Source organism: Rothia sp. 27098_8_161, assembly GCF_041432905.1.
Lineage (GTDB): Bacteria > Actinomycetota > Actinomycetes > Actinomycetales > Micrococcaceae > Rothia.
The window spans coordinates 1-844 of sequence record NZ_JAPWAL010000065.1; the positions used below are offsets into that span (position 1 = coordinate 1).

At 55.8% G+C, this 844-nt stretch carries 1 protein-coding gene; it reads right to left on the bottom strand.

The annotated features are described in order from the left end of the window. Nucleotides 1-630 (bottom strand): LppP/LprE family lipoprotein (locus O3648_RS08415; protein WP_371569598.1); only part of this gene is annotated, 630 nt, incomplete at its 3' end. Between the last annotated feature and the right edge of the window lie 214 nt (nucleotides 631-844).

The window sequence follows — 844 nt, forward strand, 5'->3', positions numbered from 1 at the left end:
CACACTAATCGAGCTGTCCGAGGTGCGGGTAATCACCGGGGAGAACGAGTACGGCTCATAGGTTGCGGTACCAATGAACTTGCTGCGGTGGAACAGCAGAATGTGGTGCGCCATCGAAGAGATACAGCAATCAGACGGGGAAGAACCCGGAATCGCGTCAATCCACGACAGCTCAGCACAGGGGTCATAGCCCTCATAAGTGCTGGAAACGTTCGTCCACTGATCCCACCTGCTCTTATTCTTCAAATTGCGCAGCGCCTTAGACACCACGGTCGATGCAGAATCAGAGGCACAGGTGGAGTCCTTCTTCAGGTCAGACTTCGGATCAGCGTTCTTCGACTCGGAGGCGGTCGGCTCAGCATGAACTGTAATCGTCACCACCGACGGCGCCGGAGCAGGTGACGAAGCACTCGCGGATGCACTCGGGCTCGCCGACAGGGTGGGGAACAACTCCTGCGTAGAAGTAGCGCTCGCTGAAGCAGAAGCGCTACCAGAAGAAGACACCACGGTACCAGAAACAGCAGAATCAGTGCTTGCCGAGCAAGAAGTGACAACAAGAGCTAGAGCGGCGCCCAGCGCAGGTAGAGCTAAAGAGGTACGACCGGTAAAGTGGCGGCGTGTAGAAGACATGAATACTCCTCAGATGCGCATCAGCGCACATCAGTACTGGTCATGAAGCGAATAGTGAACTCGTCCAGTATAGGGAAAAAGAGGCGGGCGCGCGGTGCGTGCGGTCAGTGCCGTTCGTTACCGTAGAGTCACAGACCGGGATTACCGTTAGACAGCCGCTACAGCAGGGCCAGAAGAAGTGAAGTAACGTAGCAGGAAATCAGCTATGCGGAAA